This window comes from Streptomyces sp. SAJ15, assembly GCF_007595705.1.
Classification (GTDB): domain Bacteria; phylum Actinomycetota; class Actinomycetes; order Streptomycetales; family Streptomycetaceae; genus Streptomyces.
Map to the genome: position 1 here is coordinate 24,590 of NZ_NISY01000025.1, position 17,704 is coordinate 42,293.

Genomic DNA, 17,704 nt, shown 5'->3' on the forward strand with positions numbered 1-17,704 from the left:
ATAGGTGAAGCTGTACCAGGAACTCTTCCCCCTCGTGCCGAGGACCGCACCCGAAAGGTTTTGACCCTGAACGCCTCCCTCTCAGAAGCACTGTCCGTCGTCCTGCTCCTGGCCGTGCTGGCCTGCGCGGTGATCAGGCCCTGGGGCTGGCCGGAGGCGGTCGTGGCGGTCCCCGCCGCCACCGTGGTCATCGCCACCGGAGCGATCCCCCTCGACCATGCCGTGGCCGAGGCCGCCCGGCTGGGCCCGGTGATCGGCTTCCTCGCGGCCGTCCTGGTCCTGGCCCAGCTGTGCGACGACGAGGGCCTGTTCCATGCCTGCGGCGCCTGGACGGCGCGCCGGTCGGCCGGCCGGCCCCGCCGCCTGCTGGGCATCGTCTTCATGATGGCCTCCCTCATCACCGCGGTCCTCAGCCTCGACGCCACGGTGGTCCTGCTGACTCCGGTGGTCTTCGCCACCGCCGCCCGGCTGGGCGCCCGTGCCAAGCCGCATGTCTACGCCTGCACCCACCTGTCGAACACCGCCTCGCTGCTGCTGCCGGTGTCCAACCTGACCAACCTGCTGGCGTTCGCCGCCAGCGGCCTGTCCTTCACCCGGTTCGCCGCGTTGATGGCGCTGCCGTGGCTGGTCGCCATCGGGGCGGAGTACCTGGTGATCCGCCGCTTCTTCGCCACCGACCTCGACGCGGGCGCCGGCGCCCCGCCCGCCGTCGAGACCCCTGAGTTTCCGCTTTTCGCCCTGTTCACGGTGGCCGGCACGCTGGCGGGTTTCGTGCTGGCCTCGACGCTCGGCATCGACCCGGCCTGGGCGGCGGCCGCGGGCGCGGCCGTCCTGGCGGTCCGCGCCCTGGCCCGACGGCGCACCAGCCCCCGCACGCTCGTGCGGGCCGCGGCCCTGCCGTTCTGCGTCTTCGTGCTGGCGCTGGGCATCGTGGTCCGGGCGGTGGTCGACAACGGCCTGGCGGACGCCCTGGGCCGCGTGTTCCCGGAGGGCACCGGCCTGGTGTCCCTCCTGGTCATCGCGGCGCTGGCGGCCGTCCTGGCGAACGTCATCAACAACCTGCCCGCCGTCCTGGTGCTGCTGCCGCTGGCCGCCCCCACCGGACCGGGCGCCGTCCTGGCCGTGCTCCTGGGGGTGAACATCGGCCCGAACCTCACCTACGCCGGGTCCCTGGCCACGCTGCTGTGGCGGCGTATCGTGCGCGAACACGACACCGACGTGGAACTGGGCGAGTTCACCCGGCTCGGCCTGCTCGCCACGCCTGCCGCCCTGCTGCCGGCGGTGGTGGCACTGTGGGTGTCACTCCACACGATCGGAGGCTGAACGCGTGAGTGTCATCGTCTGGATCGTCGAGGGCACCTGGCCCGCCTGTGTCGACGCCGCGCGCGCCCACACACCCGCGGACGCCGAAACAGTGTTGCTCCACATCAGCGGCCCCGGCGCGCCCGGCGTGGCGCACGGCGCCTACGCCGGTCTGCTGGGCCGGGCACGCCCCGACCGCGACCCCGGCACACGGGTGGAGCACCTGGCCCACGATGCGGGCGAACGGCTCCTGGCCGACGCGGCCGCGCGGCTGGGACGCCCGTGCACCCGGCGGGAACGCTCCGGTCGCATCGAACGCGAGGTCGTGGCCGCCGCCGAGGGCGCCGACCTGCTCATCCTCGCCCGCGACGGCGACCGCACCCGCCTCGGCCCCCGCAGCCTCGGCCCCACCAGCCGTTTCATCGTCGACCACGCCCCCTGCCCGGTCCTGCTGGTGTGGCCGCAGACGCCACCGGGCACGGCCACCGTCCCGCCACCGCCGCCGCACCACCGCTGATGCTGCGACCTGCAGATGCCGGTGGCCGGTGGCCGCGGGCCGGTGGCCGGCTCAGTCCTCGCTCTCGGCGGCGGCGCCCGCCACGCGCCCGCGAACCGCGTACCAGCCGGCGACCAGCGCCGCGGCGATCAGCGGCACGCACAGCACGGTGGTGCGCGCGGCCCCTCCGTCGGCGTACATGAGGACCAGGACGGAGGCGAGGAAGGCCAGCGTCACCAGTTCGGTCCACGGGGAGCCGGGCAGGCGGTAGGAGGGGCGGGTCAATGCGCCGCTCTGGGTCTTCCGCCAGAAGAGGAGGTGGCAGACCATGATCATGCCCCAGGTGGCGAGGATGCCCAGGGCGGCGAGGTTGAGCACGATCTCGAACGCGTCCGCCGGAACGACGAAGTTGAGCCCGACGCCGAGGACGCACATGCCGCTGGTGAGCAGGATGCCGCCGTAGGGCACCTGGCTGCGGCTCAGCCGGGCGGTGAAGCGCGGTGCGGAGCCGTTGACGGCCATGGAGCGCAGGATACGGCCGGTGGAGTAGAGGCCGGAGTTGAGCGAGGACATGGCCGCGGTAAGGACGACCAGGTTCATCACGTCGCCGGCCGCCGGGATACCGATGCGGGAGAGCACGGTCACGAACGGGCTCTCGCCGGCGCCGTAGCTGCTCCACGGCATCAGCATCGACAGCAGGACGACCGAGCCGACGTAGAAGATGCCGACGCGCCACATGATCGAGTTGATCGCCTTCGGCATGATCTTCTCGGGGTTCTCGGTCTCACCGGCTGTGACTCCGACCAGTTCGACGGAGGCGTAGGCGAAGACGACGCCCTGGATGATCAGCAGCATGGGCAGCAGGCCGTTGGGGAAGACCCCGCCGTTGTCGCTGATCAGGGCCGGGCCGGGGACGGCGCCGTCGACGGGGTGACGGGTGGTCAGGAGGAAGATCCCGATGCCCATGAAGACCACCAGCGCGCCGACCTTGACGATCGCGAACCAGAACTCCAGTTCGCCGAAGATCCGCACGGAGATGAGGTTGACGGTGAGGACCACGGCCAGGGCCACGAGCGCGATCACCCACTGCGGGACATCGGAGAACATGCCCCAGTAGTGGGTGTACGTGGCGACGGCGGTGATGTCGGCGATGCCGGTGGTCGCCCAGTTGAGGAAGTACATCCAGCCGGCGGTGTACGCGCCCTTCTCCCCCAGGAACTCCCGGGCGTACGAGACGAAGGCACCGGAGGACGGCCGGTACAGGACGAGCTCGCCGAGCGCACGCACGACGAGGAAGGCGAAGACGCCGCAGACGGCATAGGCGACGAACAGTGAGGGCCCTGCGTCGGCGAGGCGACCGCCCGCGCCGAGGAAGAGCCCGGTGCCGATCGCACCTCCGATGGCGATCATATTGACGTGCCGGGGCTTCAAGGACTTGCTGTAGCCGGTGTCCCCGGCGTCGACGTGACGGGCCGTGGGGCGCTTCTCGTCTTTGAGGAACTGCTCGCTCACGCCTCGGGTCTGCCTTCCATGGTGGTGGCCCTACGCTGAGGGCGCACGATGTCGATGAGGGCCGACCGACATGCCAGTGCGTCGCGTGTCGATCTTCTGCTCCAACCGGTCGAGCAGATGGCCCAGATGGTCAAGGAACACCGGAGTGCACCGCGGCACCCCCGGCGACCGGGATCCCGGCGTGCCGGCGCACTCCGGCAGGTCACTGGCGGCTTTGCCGCCGAAGGTGGGGGCTGTGGCCGTGACGGCCCACCCCGTGGGGCAGGCGCTGCAGGAGGGTGCCGCCCGCGTGCGCGTTCACCGGCTGCAAGCCCCGGCGCACTCCGGGAACGGGTGTGCCGCGGGCGATGCCGGCGGCAGCGCGACGGCGTGACCAACCGCCGCCTGAGGACAGCCGGCGTAGGTGCATACCACTTCCTTCCGGGGCATGAGAGGTGATCGTCGACGGCCGGATCCATACCCGCCCGCCGGCCGTTCCGCAGCCACGGCGGGCTGCGGCAGGAGGCGGTCGGGGCACCGGCGGAGGACACCCCGACCGGCACAGGAGCGGCACTCCCGCCCCAGGAGCACGGGCTTGCGTTTTTCTTGCCGCGAGCAAGAATCCTGCTGGCGTTCAACCGCAACCACAAGAAAACACATCTTCGCAATAGATAAGTGAGCCTTAACTCCGTGCACGCACTCGACCCCCGCCTGCTCGCCACCCTCGAAGCCGTCGTGCGGCACGGCTCTTTCAGCGCCGCCGCACGCGAACTCGGCTACAGCGCGCCCGCCGTCTCCCAGCAGATCGCCGAACTCGAACGCCGCGCGGGCCTCAGGGTGCTCGAGCGCCGCCCCGTCCGCGCCACCCCGGCCGGCGAAGTCCTTCTCGACGCCGGGCACAGCGTCCGCAACGTGCTGGCGGCGGCATCGGCGGAACTGGACGCCATGCGCGCGGGGACGGCCGGCCGGATCCGGCTCGGCGCCTTCGCCTCCGCCGCCACCAGCATCGTCCCGCAAGCACTGGCCCAACTCCACACGGCCTACCCCCACGTGCAGGTCAGCCTCTCCCAACTGGAACCCGAGGCCGGCTACAACCGGCTCAAGCGGGGGGACATGGACCTGGCCCTCAGCTACGACTACGACTTCATTCCCGACCCGCCGCCCCGGATGCTGCGCCGGACGCTGGTCGCACGCGATCCGGTGGTGGCCGTGGTCCCCGAACACCACCGCCTGGCCGGCAGGGAGGTCATCCACCTGGCCAGCCTCGCGACCGAAACGTGGATCGCGGCTCCGGAGGCCGCTCTGCACCTGGAACTGCTGTCCCAGATGGCCCAGACACCGGGTTTCCAGGCCCGCCTGCAATACGAGGGCGACGACTTCAACACGGTCCTCGGTTTCGTGGCCGCGGGCCTGTGCGTTGCCGTCATGCCGCGACTGGCGCTGGGCCGCGGCACCGCCCGGGTCGTGGCCCGCCCCCTGGCCGAGCCGCAGTTGACGCGCTACATCTACGCCGTCCGCATCAACACCCGGCACGCCCCGCACGCCGTCCTGGCGCTGGAGCAGATGCTCGCCGCGCAAGCACTGTCCGCGCTCTCCTGAGGCCCACCGTGCGGCGGGGGCGGCAGCCGGAGGTGAACGAATTGTTGCGGCCGTGTGAAAAGCAGCCAACTTGGCGGCGGCTGCACGCGCGTAGACCGCACCGTGGCCCAGCGTTTTCGGCACCTCCGACTATCGGCCACAATGGCTGAAAGTTAAACTATCGAGTGCCGGGCGCACTACGTTTGCGGCGGTTGACGTTCCACCGAGAGGAAACCCCTCATGACCGCAGCCAACAGCGCGCCGGGAACAGCCCGCGTCCTCACCGGCTACCGCCCCGAGGACGGCTTCATGGCCGTAGAGCTGGCCCCGCCCCCCGCCGAATACGTGTGGCACGACGAGCACGCCGAGCAGCAGGAACAGCGCTACGGCCCGGGAGCCGGCTACCACCAGTGGCTGGCAGTGGACGCACACGACGGCACCGTCTGGTTCGGCGACATCGACTGGCGGGCCTCGCACGAAGACCGCAGCAGTCAGCTCCCCGGTCCTCCCCGCAGAGCGCTCGGCGACGGAACCATTCCGGCCCCCGGAGTCATGGTGCAGCTCCTCGGCCACCTGACCCATGACGAACAGCGCGGCTGCTCCTGGCGGTTCTTCACCGCCGAGGAGTTGCACGCGCTCGCGCTGCGCATACTGCCCGCCGTGCAGCGGCTCGTGGACTCGGTCCACCGGATCGGGCCGGAGGACGAGCTGGAATGGTCGGCCGAGGCCGCCACCGCCTGGGACGACATCGAGCAGGCCACGACCCACACCGAGGCCCCCTCCGGCGAGCTCATGTGGCCCACACCACGCACGACACCGGTCCCGTCGTGGCGCATCGAGGTCGGCACGTTCCTCTCCATGAACCCCGACCTGTGCGACCCCTCCTGGGGCCTGGCCACGGACGCGGAACTCGACGCCTACGCCGACTACCGTCCTGAGAGCGGCTACGGAGGTGTACCGGGGCGGATGTGCCGCGCCACCGATCAGGAGATCGAGGACGGTTTCACCTTCTACGGCCACCGTGCCGCCCTGTACGCCTACCGGGCGGAGGCGTGCGGCGACCGCACTCCGACGGACGCCCGCATCTGGCTGGAGACGACGGAGTCCGGCCGGGGCACCTGGGAGGCGGCCAAGCCCCCCGGAGCCAACCTCGCCGACGTTACGGACTGCGTGCTGGCGGCTCTGGCCGAAAGGTTCCAGAACGCCGCGCATGAGGAGGGCCTGGTCCTGACGGGCCTGGACGCCTATATGCATCGGTTGCGCGCCGAGGAACGCTCCGGCGTCGACCAGCAGCTCGTCTTCGAAGCCCAGGAAGTCGAACGCCTCGAGAACATGCTCAAGGAATTCCGCGCCGCACGGAACCGCACCGTGACGCGGATCCTGGCCTGGTCCGACGGCCGTAGCGACGGGGAAATCGCCCGCCTGGCGTCCATGCCCGACGCCCACGTCAGCAACTGGCGCGCCCGCCTGACCGACGAAGAGACCACCGCCACACCCGCATCCTGAATCACTGCGCGGCCAAGGCTGCGCAGCCTCTCCACGCCCTGCCTGCCAGGGCGGCCCGCGTACCCCCTCCCGGGGGCGGCCCCAGGCGTACCAGCGCCGGACGTGGCCGCGCCCACCGCCGCCGCGGCTGCGGGCATCGCCTGCCCCGGCTGCCCGGCGAGGCTGTTCCGGATGCCGCTCGCGGATGGCCAGGGCCTGCGGACAACCGGGCGACCAGATGCTCCAGCGCGGCAGATGCGGGGCGTTCGACCGCGCGGGTCACCCTGATCGGGGCGAGGAGCCGTGCGGAGTGCGCATCCAGGGACGAGAGGGCCTCCACGAGGGTGCCGATCGCGTCCACGGCGTCCTCGACAGCGATGGCGCTCCAGCCGGTGGGGTGCGCGGCCTCGGCGAGACGGCAGGCCGCCTCCGCTGTGGCACCGGCGTGTTCCAGGTGCAACCTCTCGGTGCTGACGCCGGTGTATTCCAGGTACGCGGCGACCAGCAGCGAGGCAGAGCCGAGTGTGCCGGCCGCTCCTGTAGCCCGGTACACGGTCATCCGCTCCCAGGAACGGACGCGGTCGGGTTCCATGTCACGCAGTCTTCCTGGCAGTTCGAGACCGCTTCGGCCCGGAGAACCTCTGCGCGCCTTTCTCCTCTTCTGTTCCGGCCGCCCGGAGGCAGCGCCGTTCTACGGCCGAAGTGGGCACAGTCCCCGCTGTGCCGCGACCGTGCCGGTCAGCGGCGCGGCTTTGTGAAGGCGCGGGCGCCGGCCTGCCACGTGAGGTCGAGGTCGGAGCCGTCCGGGTAGCGGTGGTCGAGTTCGAGGAGCACCATGCCGTGGGCGTACGACCAGAGGGCCTGGGCGAGGTGGGGGTCCTCGGTGGCGAGGAAGAAGGGGCTTCCGGCCCACTCCTCCAGCCCGTCGGGCAGGGCGGCGCGCGGCAGCGGGCCGGTGGTGGCCAGGCGGTAGAGGCCGGGGTGGGCGAGGGCGTGTCGCCGGTAGGCGGCCAGGAGCGCGGGCACGCGGCCGGTGGCGGGTACTTCGCCCAGGGCGGTGTGCAGGGCCGCACCCATCTCGGCGAGGGCGTCCTCCACGAGTGCCGCTTCGACGGCTTCCTTGTTGCGGAAGTGCTTGTAGAGGGAGGGGGCGCGGATGCCGAGGCGCTCGGCGAGGGCGCGCATGGTCAGTTCGTCGCGGCCGCGCTCCTCCAGCAGGTCGCGGGCGGCGGCGGCGATCTGGGCGGCGCGGGGGGTGCGCGGGGTGCGGACGGGCTGCTGGTCGGTGCTCACTGCTGCTCGGCTCGCTGCTTGAGGGCGGTGTTCATCGCCGCGAAGGCGTCGTGGACGTCGAGCGTGCGGCGTACGAAGGGTAGGGCCACGAGGGCGCCGGTGAAGGTCTCGGCCTGGGTGAACCGCACGCTGCCGGGCCCGGTCTCCTCGATGAGGAAGGAGTGCTCCCCGTCGATGAGGCCGGGCAGCCCGAGCCGCCCGAGCCAGCGCAGCTCCCGCCCGGGGACGGCGGCGCGGACGGTGGGGCGGAAGCGCATGGTGGAGCCGTTGTTGACGATGACGTTCTGTAGCACCGCGCCCGTTTCGGGGACGCCCTTGATGCTGACGATGAAGGGGTTCCACTGCGGGTAGGCGTCGAAGTCGGTGAGCACCTGCCACACGCGGGCGGCGGGGGCGGCGATGTCGATGTGAGTACGGACGGCATGCATGGGGGCTCCGAGGGGAAGTGGCGGGGCGGGTGGCTAACGCTGTTAGCCAAGTGATCACAGCGTACGGCTAACAGTGTTAGCCGCGCAAGTGGCGAACGGAGACCGTCGAGCGGGCACCGGTCGGCGCGAACGCGGCGGATGCTGCTCCGACGGCGGGACGACGAGGACCTGGTGCTGACCACGGCCGCGCGCGCCGAGCAGGACCAGGAGGTCATGGGCGCGGCCAGCCGCCTGTTCGTGGAGATGATGCGCACCTCCCGGGGCCGCACCCTGGTCCTGGACGTGCTGCCGGCGACGTTCCCGTGGGTGCCCTACCTGCCCGCGCACGACGTGCGCGAGTTCTCGGCCGAGCTGGCCGAGGCCCGGCAAGCGGCCGTGGAGCCGGACAACACCGCCGCTGTCGCCCAGCTGATCACCGAGTGGCGGCACTCCGCCGAGGTGCACGCCGGCCCCGAGCTGTGCGCCGCGCTGACCACCGACTCCGGAGAGGACCTCGGGCCCGTGCCCGAGCCGGCGGCCGCCGCGTGAGCCCACAGCGCGAAGACCGCGCCGCCCCACCGCCGGCCGGGGACGAGTGGGACGTCCGCTTCGCCAACGGCGACGCCGCAAAAGGGTGGGAGCAGCTGGGCACCCAGGCGCCGGGCAACACCCGCGTCGCGTGGCTGCTGATGCGCACCGGCCCGGCTGCATGATCTGGCAGGAGAGCCCCGCGCGGCCGAGGTCCCCATCGCCCAGATCGGTGACAGTGTCCGCGTTCGATCGTTCTGGCCAGCGTGGGGAGGGGTGATCTGACGGACGGCGAGTGGGCCCGGCTGGAGGGACATCTACCGAAGCACAGCGGCAGGGGCGGACGCTGGAAGGACCATCGCACCGTGATCAACGGGATCTTCTGCAGACTCCGGACGGTGTTCCCTGGCGTGACCTACCGTCACGCTTCGGGAACTGGAAAACGATCTACTCCAGGCACCGACGCTGGTCAGCGGACGGCACCCGGGACAGCATCCCGCATGCCGTACAGGCCGACGCCGGCGCCGCAGGGCGGATCGACTGGTCCATGGCGAGCGTGGACGCCACCATCTGCCAGGCCCACCACCACGCGGCCGGCGCCCGCCCACCCCGCGTTCCCGGGAAGCGGTCCCGGCCTGTCTAGCACCGCAGCGACGAGGCCCTCGGACGCTCCCGCGGCGGACTGCCCACCACAATCCACCTGGTCGGGGAAGGCCGCTGCCGCCCGCCGGCGCTGCTGATCACCCCGGGCCAGTGGGGCGACGCGCCCCGGATGATCCCGGTCCTGGACCGCATCCGCGTCCCCCGCCCCAGCGCGGGGGACGCTCCCGGACACGGCCCGGTCACCTCAGCGGCGACAGGGCGTACTCCTCATGCAGGAACCGGCGAGACCTGCGCCGACGCCCGATCAAGCACACCATCCCCGAACCCAGGACCCAGCAGGCCAACCGCCGACGCCGAGGCAGCGGCGGCGGCCGGCCCACCGGATTCGACCCCAACAGGTACGCCCGCAGGAACGAAGTGGAACGGACCGTCATGGCGCTCAAGAACTTCCGGGCCGTGGCAACCAGGTACGAAAAGCGCGCCTACGTCTCGGCATCGTCACCCTCGCCGCAATGCCGGGGCGGTTCTGACCGTTCCGGCCGAGCAGCGCGAGGTGCTGGAGCAGCGTTTCGCGTCCCGCGCGGGCGCCGCCCAGCAGCGCCCCCGCCGCGACCGGCTCGACGGTCTGGTCCTTCGAGGTCGTCCAGCAGGCGTCGCCCCGGCAGAGCTGAGGGGCCGGCCCCTCAGCGCGGAAGCGGAAACTTCGCCCGTTGCGTCAGATGGCGGACGGGGTGACTGCCGGTGGCAGCCCGCCGGCCAAGAGGCGGGTGAGCATCGTCCGCAGCTGCCGCGTCTCGTCCTGGGACAGAGGCAGCAGTGGTGGCCGTGGCGGTCCGGCCGGGCGGTTCTGGATGTCCAGACCTGCTTTGACGGTCCGGGGGAGACCGTGGCGGACGATGAACTGCAGGAACGGCAGCAGCTGCTGCAGCAGTGCGTCCGCGCGGTCGTGCTGCCCTCGGCTGACAGCGGTGTGGAGCTCCAGCACGTGCCGCGGTACGAGGCAGGGGGCGGCGGTGCACCAGCCGGCGGCTCCGGCACGGAAGGCGTCCAGGGCGAGCGGGTTGCTGCCGTTGTAGACGGACAGCTCTCCGTCGGACAGCTCACGGATGGCGCGGAAGCGGGAGACCTCGCCGGAGGACTCCTTGACCATGGTGAGGTTGGGGATCTTCCGGGCGAGGGCGACCACGGTCTGCGGCTGAAGGTCCACCCCGCTGGTGCCGGGGTTGTTGTAGAGCATCATCGGCAGGTCGGTGGCCCGGGCCACCTCGTCGTAGTGCCGGACGAGTTCGGCTTCGGTCAACTTCCAGTACACCTGGGGGAGCACCATGATCGCGGTGGCCCCGTGGAGGGCGGCCACGCGGGCGCGGCGGACCGTGCTCTCGGTGCTCCAGTGGGAGACGCCGACGAGGGTCGACACCCGCCCCCCCACCGTGGTCAGGGTGCTCTCGCAGACCGCGTCCCATTCCTTCTCGGTCAGGTAGGCGCTCTCGCCGGTGCTGCCCAGCGGGGCGACGGCGTGACTGCCGGCGGCGACCAGATCGTCGGTGAGCTTCCGCAACGCGGCCAGGTCGACCTCGCCGGTGACGGCGTCGAAGGGGGTGACCGGGTAGGAGATGATGCCCTTCAGGGGCGGGGTGGCCGTCACAGCTCCACCTGCCCGGTCAGGCAGTCGGGGTGATTGCGCAGCGCCTTGCGCGCGTAGTACCCGAAGTTCGCCTTGCTGCGCCGGTCGCTGGAGGTCCAGTCGTGGGCCTCGCGGGCCAGAGCCGGGTCCAGGGGCTGGATGGTCCCCGCGGACATCGCCAGCAGCTGCAGCCGGGCGGCTCGCTCGATGAGCAGGGCCAGGGTGCAGGCTTCCTCGATCGTGGAGCCCGTCACCAACTGGCCGTGGTGGGCGAGCAGTATGGCCCGCTTGTCGCCGAGGGCGGCGGAGATGATCTCGCCCTCCTCGTTGCCCACCGGAACGCCCGGCCAGTCCTTGAGGAAGGCGCAGTCGTCGTACAGCGGTGTCGTGTCCATCTGGGAGACGACCAGCGGCACTTCCAGCATGGCGAATGCGGCCGTGTGCAGGGAGTGGGTGTGAATGATGCAGTTGACGTCCGCGCGCTCCCGGTAGATCCAGGTGTGGAAGCGGTTGGCGGGGTTGGGCATGCCCTCGCCCTCCAGGACCTCCAGGTCCTCGTTCACCAGCAGAAGGTTGTCCTCGGTGATTTCGTCGAAGCCCAGCCTCAGGCGCTGGGTGTAGTAGGTGCCCAGTTCCCGCCCGCGGGCGCTGATCTGCCCGGCGAGCCCGGAGTCATGGCCGCCGTCGTAGGCGATCCGGCAGGTGAGCGCCAGCTTCTGGCGCGTGGACAGTTCCAGTTCCCCGAAGTGCCGGTCCATCTGCCGCTCTGCCTCCTGGTCTCCGGCGACGACGACACGACGGGAGACACCGCCCAGGTCGCGCACTCCCGCCTGCCTTGAGGCGCACCCTGCAACCCGGCACGGCGAGCACTGCCTGCACGGCGTCAGTGGCGGCAGGCCTCCGCCTCCCACAGGCCAGGCCGGGCACCGCAATGCTGCTTGGCCCCGGCAGCCCTTCCGGGTGGCGGAGCGTGCCGCCCTCGCGGCTGCCTGTCCAGGCGTCGATCCGATGACGGGCGTCTGCGTCGGCCATGCCGTACTCGCTGCCGCGCGCGAGCATCGCGCACTCGTCGCCGCTCTCCCAGGCAAGGTCGAGTTCTGCCAGGACACGGCCGGGACGACCCGGTTCAACCAGAGCCCGTACCACGCATGGAAGGCGGGGTTCCAGGACGTCGACGGCCTCGGTCATCTCCCGCAAGGCCGACCGCCGGATCAGCTTGAGCCCGCCGTAGCCGTAGGTCAGCCCGTTGACCGGGTTGACCGCCCGCCACACCCGCATCGACACCGCCTCGGCCGGTAGCTCGACGTCGGCGGCGGGGAAGCGGCTGTCGATGGAGAAGTCGCCGTAGGCGAGGAAGAACTGCTCGGTGTCGGCCATCTCGGCCGTCAGCCGGTAGGCACGGTGCATGCCCCGCACCCCGTGCAGGCGCTTGACCGTGCCGCCCAGCACCTGGCCCAGACGGCGGTGCAGCGCGTTCGCCATCGGCTCGTCGTAGGACAGCAGAACTGCGTCGAACCCGTTCACGCGATCGCCTCCAGGTAGCTGGCGGCCACGGCGGACGGGGCGGCGTCGGCGGTGGAGGCGTGGGCGCGCTTGGCGTGCACCCGGTAGAACTCCGCGGCGCGATCCGTACGGCCTCGTCGTCGGTGTCGAAGAGCAGGTCGTCGTCGATGTGCTCGGCCAGCCAACCGGTGCGGGGGGCGATGACCGGCAGGCCCATCCCCTGGCAGTCCACCACGCTCATGGACCATGGGCAACCCGGTCGGAACGAGGCGATCCCGAAGTGGGCGCTGGCCAGTAGGTCCCGGTAGCGGACCCGGTCCCCGCGGTCCGAGACGACGGTGACGCCGTCAAGGGCGGCGAGCTGGGCGCGGTGGCGTTCGGGGCTGGGGTCGAGGCGGACTCGCTCGGGGCTGCGGGTGCCGAACAGGTCCATCACCATCAGCTCCACCGGCGCCTGGGTGACCAGGTGCCGGGCGAGCGCGGTGAAGTGGGCGGTGCCGTAGTGCGCGTAGAGGCGGTGGTTGTAGACGCTGTCACGCGGCCGTCTGGCGGGGGAACGTCGGCGGGGTCGCGGACCAGTCGCTCGTCGCGCGGGGCGGGCACGACGTGCAGCTTCTCGGCGAGCTCGACGCCCATGCGGTCGGCCGCCGCTGTGGTCCAGGACGCGGCCGTGGCGGAGTGGACGAGCACGCGGTCGCACGCGGCGAGGCCGGCGGCGAAGGTCAGCAACACCGGCCGCCCCAGGCCGCCGTCGTCCAGGGACGGGTCCAGGTTCAGGTCGCCGTCGTCGGTGAAGGAGAACGGCAGGTAGTGGCAGTACCCGGCAATCCGCGCGTCGGTGCCGGCTTCGAGGAGGGCGGCGCGGATCGCGGGAGCGGCCTCGATCTGGTTGGCCACGACCACCTCGGGCCGGACTTGGCGGACGAGGGCCACGAGTTCGTCGAGGCCGGGGTCGAGGCGGGCGCGGTACTTCGTGGACGGCGAGGCCGTGGGGGCGAAGGCCACCCGCTCGTCGCCGGCGGGGGCCGGAGCAGCCACGGTCACGTCCACCCCGGCGTCGGCGAGGGCGGGGGTAAGGAGGCCGGCGAAGGTGAAGCCGGAGTCAGCAGAGAGCCGTCCGGGGTTGGAGATGTTCAGCAGGTACAGCAGCCGCACGGCGGTCTCCCTCCCGCCGGGCCCGGGTCGTCCGGGCCGGTTGAAGGGCAGAAAACCGGGGCCAGGGGCGGTGACGGGATGGTGAACTGGCCTCACTCACGGTTCACTCACGTTCGTCATCAACCAGCCGGCCGGGGGGTCTTGATGGGAGAGCAGCACGATGCGATGACCATGGAGCAGGCGGCCGAGGCATTCGCGGCCGAGACCGCCTACTGGCGCGAGGTGAGAGGCCTGTCCAAGCGGGCGCTCGCGGCGGCGATGGGCTTCGACCCGTCGTACGTCAGCCATGTGGAGTCCGGGCGGCACAAGCCGACCGAGGACTTCGCCCGCCGCGCGGACGAGGCCCTGGGCGCCGGCAAGGCCATCTGGAAGCGATGGTGCGACTACGAGGCGGCCAAAGCCCGAGGCGGGCGGACGGCACCGCCGGCACCGCGGGCGGCGGCCGAGCAGCCGTACGCGACCGGCTCCGCGCTCGTCGTCGAGCACGACGCCGCCCGCCTCGACTACGACGGGCGTCTATACCGGCTGACGATGCGCCGGCGCTTGCGGAACACCGGCACCGAGCCGGTGACCCGCTACCTGATCCGCATCAGCGTCGACCGGTACCCGGGCGAGCCGGAGCGCTCCAACGCGCACTACCGGACCCACCCGCTGACCTGGGAGGAGCTGGCGCTGAGCGCGACGTGCCGCGGGGAGGCGATGCGGTGGGAGGCCAAGCACGACCGCGACGCCTTCAAGGAGATCTGGCTGCTGTTCGAGAACGACCAAGGCCGCTTCCCCCTCTACCCCGGAGAGTCCGTGTGGATCGAGTACGCCTACTCGGTGGGGGACGAGAAGTGGGGCCGGTGGTTCCAGCGGGCCGTGCGGCTGCCCACCGAGCACCTGGAGGTACAGCTCGCCTTTCCCACGGCGCTCGACCCGGTCGTCTGGGGCACCGAGACGTCCATGACCGCCGAGGCATCTCCGCTGCGGACCGCCCCCGTCCGCAGGGACGAGAACGGCACCCGGTTGTTCTCCTGGACGACCTCCACACCGCTCCTGCACGCCCGGTACCGTCTCGAATGGCGGTTCCGAGCCGCCCGGCCCGAACCCCATACGTGCGACAGGGAGCTGACGTGACGACGGTGCGGCCCAGCAAGCAGATGCGTGACCTCGGCGTCGTGCAGTACGGCGCACCCGTCCTCGCCGAGGCCGCCCGCCCCTTCGACCTGCCCGCAGAGAAGGACACCGCCGAGCAGACCGTCGAGACGCTCTTCGCGGCGATGGAGCGGATCGCGCGCGTGCACCCCTTCGCCAAGGGCATGGGGATCGCGGCGCCGCAGGTCGGCATCGGCCGGGCGGCGGCCGTCGTCCAGCCCGTCGACCCCGCTGCAGCCCCGATCGTCCTGCTCAACCCGCGCGTCACGGCGCGCTCGGAGGAGATGGACGAGCAGTTCGAGGGGTGCCTGTCGTTCTTCGACGTCCGCGGCATGGTCTCTCGCCCTCTGGTGATCACAGTGGTGACCACCGCCCTGGACGGCACCGAGGTGACCACAGTGTACGAGCGCGGCCTCGCCCGGCTCGTCGCCCACGAGATCGACCACCTCGACGGCCTGCTCTACACCGCCCGCATGCGACCGGGCGCGGAACCGATCCCGGTGGAGGAGTACCGACAGACCGGCCGCGCGTGGGCGTACGACCAGTAGCCCTCGGTCCCAGGCATGATCGTGGGCATGGAAGTGACGAACAGGGTCGAGACAGGCGTATACGGACTCCAGGCCCGTCGCGGCGAGGACGGCCTGGTGCACACCCGCACGAGTGGCGGCTACGGACCATCGACCTGTACAGCCTCCGGCAGCTGGCTCAGGGAGTCAGCCGCAGCAGCGGACCGGATTCCCCGTGGACGCCCGACCTAGCGGGGGCCGTCCTGCGCGCGCTCGGCGTTGCGTGACGTCAACCCGTCGTACCCGTCGGTAAGGCCCGTTGTCCCGACGCCCTCACGTCACGGAACTGCCGGTGGCGCCGCCGGTAAGCACGGTCACGGCACCGAGTTTCTCGCGCGCACCTGGCGTGTCTCGTCGGGCTCCGATTCGGGCCATTCCGAACAACGCAGCCATGTCTCGCGGATACGGCATCTCCGTGCGGTGGGAGCAGGACTTCCAGCGCCTCCGCGGCGGCAGCGGCGCGCCGTGTGCGACGGATCCCGACTGGGCCGTAGCCGAGGGGGCTGCCCGATGTGGGCCCGGCACTACCTGTCGCCCGCTGCCTCGTGAACTGGCTCCGGGCTGGGGCGTACCGGAACGCCGTGGTGCCCCGTCCGGGCGGCCGCGGTGCCGCTTCTCCAACGCGGCGCAGGCCACCCAGGTGATGCGGCTGGGCGCGACCTGGTCGTCAACGTCGCGCAGCATAACCATTGCGCGGCGCGTGGAGTGGCTGGAGCGGCACCTCAGCGGCCGGTACCGCGTCCATCGGGTCTTGCGGATGGCTGCCGCTGGAGTTGACGCGGAAGCAGACAGCGAGCCGGGCGCCCTCTCCAGAGCGCCCGGCTTCAGCCTGGTCAGGCGGCGATCTGCTGGAGGAAGGCGGTGTTGGTCTTCACGTCGTGCCCGAGCACCATCGCATGGCTGGGAAGCTAGCCGAGGAGTTCGAGCTGGGGCTCGGTGCAGGTCAGCCGGGAGGAGGCCGAAGACGACATGAGGTCGACGAACTTCCCCGCGGCCGGTTCCTCGACTTCCGGCTCGGTGGGTGGGGTCCCAATGTCTGTAAAGCAGTCCGATGGCTGCTCAGACACGCCTACGATTCCCTGGGTGCGGAACACGAAAGCTTTCAAGGAAGCCGTTGCCCAGACGCTCGCGGAGCTGGCCCGCCTCGGGGTGACCCTCGCGCCGGCGACCGTTGAGGACACCATCGAGAAGAACATCAGCACCGTGGCGGAGCAGCTCAGGATCCAGGTGCGCTCCGCCTGGCGCTACTTCGACGCCAGGGCCACAGCCGACCGCCTCGCGCGGAGCCTGTCTTCCTACGAGGACAGCAGCCGCGAGAAGGATGTGGCCCAGGCCCCGATGCCGCCGATCGACAACCCCGAACTCGCCTTGGTGCTCGCCGGGGTGCCGGACTCCCTGGCGCAGACCGGCGGCGACCTGTACGCAGTCATCCTCAACGTAGCGGTCAACGCGTGGATGGCCGGCCACATCCACGGCGAGGACGGCTGCGCCGGGTGCGACGGCAGCCGCGGCCCAGCCGGGCACGACTGGGAGACCCGGATGCGCACCATCACCGAGATGCAGCCGAACATCAGCAAGTGGTTCGACCGCGACGTGTGGACCCGCGCTGTCAACGACACGGGCTATGCCGTCACCCGCCACTGACCCGCCGCTCAGGTCTGGCCGAAACCGCAGTCGAGGCCCTTGATGAGGGTATCGAGTTCAGCGGCGGCACCACACGGTGAGCACAGCTGGTCGCCGGGGTGCTGCGCCGCGTCCAGCGCCCCGCTCTAGAGTGAAGGTCGGCGCTCCGGCCCGTGCTTCCTCGCAGTCGACGGCGTGTACAACGTCGCGGCTGGGCCCGCGCCTCCCAGCCTTCGCCAGCACCCACCTGGCGGGCGGCGCGGCGCCTAGTAGTGCTTTGTTAGCTGGCCCTGTCGTGGTGGGTGTTCGGTAGTTCGCTGTTTGTATGAGGGCGGGTGAGCTTGCTGCGTGTCGGGGCCGGTTGGAGGAGTTCGCGGGGGAGGTGTTCGCGCCGCTTGCGCGGCGGGACCAGCGGGCGAAGGGTTCCTTGTATCTGCGAGGGCTACTGCTGGACGGTCGGCGCAAGTCGATGCAGCCGATGGCCGAACGACTCGGTGTCGACCATCAGCAGTTGCAGCAGTTCATGACGTCCTCGACCTGGCCGGTCGAGCAGGTCCGGGCCCGGCTGGCATGGCGGGCGGTGGCCGCGGTGCGGCCGCAGGTGTGGGTGGTGGACGACACCGGCTTCCCCAAGGACGGGCGTTCCTCGCCGGGGGTGGCCCGGCAGTACTCCGGCACCCTGGGCAAGGTCGGCAACTGCCAGATCGGCGTCAGCGTCCACGCCGCCTCCGACACCGCCTCGTGCCCGCTGTCCTGGCGCCTGTTCCTGCCCGCCACCTGGGACGGGCCCAACACGCAGGCCCGCAGGCGGGCCTGCCGGATCCCCGATACCGAGCACCACCGGCCCAAGTGGCAGCTCGCTTTGGACATGCTCGACGACCTCGCCGCCGCCGGTCTGCGGCCCGCAGTCCTG

19 protein-coding genes and 1 pseudogene are annotated in these 17,704 nt (G+C 71.3%); 11 read left to right on the top strand and 9 right to left on the bottom strand.

The window, feature by feature from the left end; translation table 11 throughout:
* Positions 1 to 66: 66 nt before the first annotated feature.
* Together CD790_RS33500 and CD790_RS33505 are read left to right on the top strand one after the other, a co-directional pair.
* On the top strand, positions 67 to 1,323 hold the full coding sequence (locus tag CD790_RS33500) for an SLC13 family permease (protein ID WP_144387173.1): 1,257 nt from the start codon (positions 67 to 69) through the stop codon (positions 1,321 to 1,323).
* Between the two features lie 4 nt (positions 1,324 to 1,327).
* The gene (locus tag CD790_RS33505; protein ID WP_144387161.1) at positions 1,328 to 1,819 is read left to right on the top strand and encodes a universal stress protein; all 492 of its coding nucleotides are present in this window, start codon (positions 1,328 to 1,330) and stop codon (positions 1,817 to 1,819) included.
* 51 nt (positions 1,820 to 1,870) lie between these two features.
* Here the strand turns inward: CD790_RS33505 and CD790_RS33510 are convergent, their stop codons facing one another.
* Together CD790_RS33510 and CD790_RS37075 are read right to left on the bottom strand one after the other, a co-directional pair.
* Positions 1,871 to 3,310, bottom strand: a complete 1,440-nt coding sequence (locus CD790_RS33510; RefSeq protein ID WP_144387162.1) for an amino acid permease — start codon at positions 3,308 to 3,310, stop codon at positions 1,871 to 1,873.
* Between the two features lie 202 nt (positions 3,311 to 3,512).
* The gene (locus tag CD790_RS37075; RefSeq protein WP_144387163.1) at positions 3,513 to 3,719 is read right to left on the bottom strand and encodes a gamma-glutamyl-gamma-aminobutyrate hydrolase family protein; all 207 of its coding nucleotides are present in this window, start codon (positions 3,717 to 3,719) and stop codon (positions 3,513 to 3,515) included.
* A gap of 260 nt (positions 3,720 to 3,979) precedes the next feature.
* Here CD790_RS37075 and CD790_RS33525 point away from each other — a divergent pair, with 260 nt between their 5' ends.
* Together CD790_RS33525 and CD790_RS33530 are read left to right on the top strand one after the other, a co-directional pair.
* A complete protein-coding gene (locus tag CD790_RS33525) occupies positions 3,980 to 4,888 on the top strand; it encodes a LysR family transcriptional regulator (RefSeq protein WP_186319388.1) in 909 nt (302 codons plus the stop codon).
* A gap of 219 nt (positions 4,889 to 5,107) precedes the next feature.
* Complete coding sequence (locus CD790_RS33530; RefSeq protein ID WP_144387165.1) at positions 5,108 to 6,373, top strand: hypothetical protein; 1,266 nt, start codon at positions 5,108 to 5,110, stop codon at positions 6,371 to 6,373.
* A 717-nt stretch (positions 6,374 to 7,090) separates the two neighbouring features.
* Here the strand turns inward: CD790_RS33530 and CD790_RS33535 are convergent.
* Positions 7,091 to 7,645 (bottom strand): TetR/AcrR family transcriptional regulator, encoded by a 555-nt coding sequence (locus tag CD790_RS33535; protein WP_313956570.1) that lies wholly within the window; start codon positions 7,643 to 7,645, stop codon positions 7,091 to 7,093.
* Positions 7,642 to 8,073 (bottom strand): SRPBCC domain-containing protein, encoded by a 432-nt coding sequence (locus CD790_RS33540; protein ID WP_144387166.1) that lies wholly within the window; start codon positions 8,071 to 8,073, stop codon positions 7,642 to 7,644. The genes CD790_RS33535 and CD790_RS33540 overlap by 4 nt, the downstream gene beginning before the upstream one ends.
* A gap of 138 nt (positions 8,074 to 8,211) precedes the next feature.
* Between CD790_RS33540 and CD790_RS33545 the strand changes: the two genes are divergently transcribed.
* From CD790_RS33545 to CD790_RS33550, 3 genes and pseudogenes are all read left to right on the top strand, one after another.
* Positions 8,212 to 8,601, top strand: coding sequence for a hypothetical protein (locus CD790_RS33545; protein ID WP_186319389.1), 390 nt, complete (start codon positions 8,212 to 8,214; stop codon positions 8,599 to 8,601).
* A complete protein-coding gene (locus CD790_RS35090; protein ID WP_186319390.1) occupies positions 8,598 to 8,765 on the top strand; it encodes a hypothetical protein in 168 nt (55 codons plus the stop codon). The genes CD790_RS33545 and CD790_RS35090 overlap by 4 nt, the downstream gene beginning before the upstream one ends.
* Positions 8,766 to 8,846: 81 nt before the next feature.
* Positions 8,847 to 9,672: pseudogene (locus tag CD790_RS33550) on the top strand (IS5 family transposase); the annotation flags it as partial.
* Between the two features lie 226 nt (positions 9,673 to 9,898).
* Here CD790_RS33550 and CD790_RS33555 read toward each other — a convergent pair.
* The 4 genes from CD790_RS33555 to CD790_RS36500 all read right to left on the bottom strand — a co-directional run bounded on the left by CD790_RS33555 (position 9,899) and on the right by CD790_RS36500 (position 13,465).
* Complete coding sequence (locus tag CD790_RS33555; RefSeq protein ID WP_144387167.1) at positions 9,899 to 10,828, bottom strand: dihydrodipicolinate synthase family protein; 930 nt, start codon at positions 10,826 to 10,828, stop codon at positions 9,899 to 9,901.
* Complete coding sequence (locus CD790_RS33560) at positions 10,825 to 11,565, bottom strand: aldolase (RefSeq protein ID WP_144387174.1); 741 nt, start codon at positions 11,563 to 11,565, stop codon at positions 10,825 to 10,827. Before CD790_RS33560 ends, CD790_RS33555 begins: the two co-directional genes overlap by 4 nt.
* Complete coding sequence (locus tag CD790_RS35095; protein ID WP_186319391.1) at positions 11,480 to 12,331, bottom strand: hypothetical protein; 852 nt, start codon at positions 12,329 to 12,331, stop codon at positions 11,480 to 11,482. The genes CD790_RS33560 and CD790_RS35095 overlap by 86 nt, the downstream gene beginning before the upstream one ends.
* A gap of 417 nt (positions 12,332 to 12,748) precedes the next feature.
* Positions 12,749 to 13,465: a glycosyltransferase gene (locus CD790_RS36500; RefSeq protein ID WP_260868096.1), complete on the bottom strand. Its 717-nt coding sequence runs from the start codon at positions 13,463 to 13,465 to the stop codon at positions 12,749 to 12,751.
* Between the two features lie 165 nt (positions 13,466 to 13,630).
* Between CD790_RS36500 and CD790_RS33575 the strand changes: the two genes are divergently transcribed.
* Complete coding sequence (locus CD790_RS33575; protein WP_260868097.1) at positions 13,631 to 14,584, top strand: helix-turn-helix transcriptional regulator; 954 nt, start codon at positions 13,631 to 13,633, stop codon at positions 14,582 to 14,584.
* Positions 14,581 to 15,150 carry a peptide deformylase gene (locus CD790_RS33580; RefSeq protein WP_144387170.1) on the top strand — a complete coding sequence of 190 codons (570 nt, stop codon included), beginning with the start codon at positions 14,581 to 14,583 and terminating at the stop codon, positions 15,148 to 15,150. Before CD790_RS33575 ends, CD790_RS33580 begins: the two co-directional genes overlap by 4 nt.
* Before the next feature lie 926 nt (positions 15,151 to 16,076).
* Here the strand turns inward: CD790_RS33580 and CD790_RS35100 are convergent.
* Entirely contained in the window at positions 16,077 to 16,235 is a 159-nt protein-coding gene (locus CD790_RS35100; protein WP_186319392.1) for a hypothetical protein, read from the bottom strand.
* A 16-nt stretch (positions 16,236 to 16,251) separates the two neighbouring features.
* On the opposite strand from CD790_RS35100, the gene CD790_RS33585 reads away from it, so the two are divergent.
* Positions 16,252 to 16,812: a hypothetical protein gene (locus tag CD790_RS33585; RefSeq protein ID WP_260868098.1), complete on the top strand. Its 561-nt coding sequence runs from the start codon at positions 16,252 to 16,254 to the stop codon at positions 16,810 to 16,812.
* 361 nt (positions 16,813 to 17,173) lie between these two features.
* The coding region (locus CD790_RS33595) for an IS701 family transposase (protein WP_399218671.1) at positions 17,174 to 17,704 on the top strand (531 nt) is incomplete at its 3' end.

What these genes read in the sequence shown, in the direction of transcription:
- CD790_RS37075 (WP_144387163.1), bottom strand. Translation starts at nt 3,719, where the DNA reads ATGCACCTACGCCGGCTGTCCTCAGGCGGCGGTTGGTCACGCCGTCGC.
- CD790_RS33530 (WP_144387165.1), top strand. Translation starts at nt 5,108, where the DNA reads ATGACCGCAGCCAACAGCGCGCCGGGAACAGCCCGCGTCCTCACCGGC.
- CD790_RS33560 (WP_144387174.1), bottom strand. Translation starts at nt 11,565, where the DNA reads ATGGACCGGCACTTCGGGGAACTGGAACTGTCCACGCGCCAGAAGCTG.
- CD790_RS33545 (WP_186319389.1), top strand. Translation starts at nt 8,212, where the DNA reads ATGCTGCTCCGACGGCGGGACGACGAGGACCTGGTGCTGACCACGGCC.
- CD790_RS33540 (WP_144387166.1), bottom strand. Translation starts at nt 8,073, where the DNA reads ATGCATGCCGTCCGTACTCACATCGACATCGCCGCCCCCGCCGCCCGC.
- CD790_RS33575 (WP_260868097.1), top strand. Translation starts at nt 13,631, where the DNA reads ATGACCATGGAGCAGGCGGCCGAGGCATTCGCGGCCGAGACCGCCTAC.